This is a genomic window from Candidatus Albibeggiatoa sp. nov. BB20 (genome assembly GCA_016744725.1).
Taxonomy (GTDB): Bacteria; Pseudomonadota; Gammaproteobacteria; order Beggiatoales; family Beggiatoaceae; genus Albibeggiatoa.
On sequence record JADGDW010000294.1, the window covers coordinates 1 to 1676 of the forward strand.

Annotated in this window: 2 protein-coding genes; one reads left to right on the forward strand and one right to left on the reverse strand. The window is 39.6% G+C overall.

Annotation, left to right across the window (positions count from 1 at the left end; genetic code table 11):
* Window positions 1–42: 42 nt before the first annotated feature.
* The gene (locus ABXH34_RS18695; RefSeq protein WP_353573405.1) at window positions 43–1110 is read left to right on the forward strand and encodes a glycosyltransferase family 4 protein; all 1068 of its coding nucleotides are present in this window, start codon (window positions 43–45) and stop codon (window positions 1108–1110) included.
* Window positions 1111–1175: 65 nt separating this feature from the next.
* On the opposite strand, the gene ABXH34_RS18700 is transcribed toward ABXH34_RS18695, so the two are convergent.
* The coding region (locus tag ABXH34_RS18700; RefSeq protein WP_353573406.1) for a uroporphyrinogen-III C-methyltransferase at window positions 1176–1676 on the reverse strand (501 nt) is incomplete at its 5' end.

Consider the following 1676-nt stretch of genomic DNA (forward strand, 5'->3'; position numbering starts at 1 on the left):
AACAACGTTTACTCAATCGGCTACTCAACAACATGAAACCCCATGAAAATTCTCATTGTTTCTGACGCATGGTTACCTCAAATAAATGGTGTGGTACGTACTTTATCTACCACTAAAAAAGTATTAGAGTCGATGGGGCATGAAGTCAAAATGATTACCCCTGACTTGTTCCGTACCATTCCTTGTCCAACCTATCCTGAAATTCGTTTAGTCATTTCCCCTACGGGTCATAAAATCAAAAAAATAATTGAAACCTTTCAACCTGATTGTATTCATATTTCAACTGAAGGGCCTTTAGGTTTATCCGCTCGGCGAATGTGCCGTAAATTGAATAAAATATTTACCACTTCATTCCATACCAAATTTCCTGAATATGTTCACGCCCGTTTTGGTGTGCCTATTTCATGGACTTACGCTTTATTACGTTGGTTTCACAGTTTATCTAAGCGGGTTATGGTTGCCACAGCCAGTATGCGTGCTGAGCTTGAAGGTCAAGGCTTTCATCATTTAGCCGATTGGTCACGTGGAGTTGATATTGAATTGTTTCACCCACGTGAACATAATATTTTTGCTGAAAAACAACAGCCTGTTGCAGTTTATGTCGGGCGGGTTGCAGTTGAAAAAAATATTGAAGCTTTTTTAGATATGGAATTTGCAGGTTTAAAATATGTTGTTGGTTCAGGGCCTCAATTAGAACCGCTTAGACAGAAATATCCTGATGTCCATTTTGTAGGCTCTAAAAGTGGTGAGGAATTAGCCAGCTATTACGCCAGTGCTGATGTGTTTGTATTTCCAAGTAAAACTGATACATTTGGTTTGGTTCTATTGGAAGCTTTAGCTTCTGGAACACCTGTTGCGGCCTATCCTGTACCCGGTCCTATCGATATTATTGGTCATCAATCACCCGTTGGTTGTTTGGATCAAGATTTAGCGGTTGCGGCACGTAATGCTTTAAAATTAGATGCCCGTTTATGTCGCCAACATGCACTTAAATATTCATGGCAAGCTTGTACAAAGCAATTTCTTAATAATTTAGCGATTAATAAAAAAGCTAAAACCCAGAAAATAGCGATTAAACGCAAAACACCTGTGTTAAAACTCGAAAGTTAGGATATTACTATAAAAATTAGGGCTGGCAATCCTAAATGTCTAAGGTTGCCAACTCTGGTTATTCCTTAAATACTCTCTGTTAACTTCACACCTGAAGATGAATCAAACCAGTCTAGTTTTTCATGCAATTTCACCACATCGCCTACAACAATCAAGCTTTGTTTAGTAATACCTGCTGCTTGGACTTTTTCGGCTAGAGTTTCCAATGTGCCAACGACGACCACTTGATCGGATGTGGTGGCTTTTTGTACTAAAGCGGCGGGTTTATGTTTCGGTAGACCATGTTCAATTAATTTCTCACAAATAATCGGCAAGGTTCGTAAACCCATATAAATGACTAAGGTTTGATGTTCATGCGCTAACATTGACCAATTCAAATCCACCGAATCATTTTTTAAATGCCCTGTGACGAAAATACAGGATTGTGCATAATCACGATGTGTAAGTGGAATACCTGCATAGGAAGACATGCCTAATGCTGCGGTAATCCCTGGTACAACTTGAAACGGTACACCTTCCGCCATCAGTGTCTCAATTTCTTCACCGCCACGCCCAAACATGAAAGG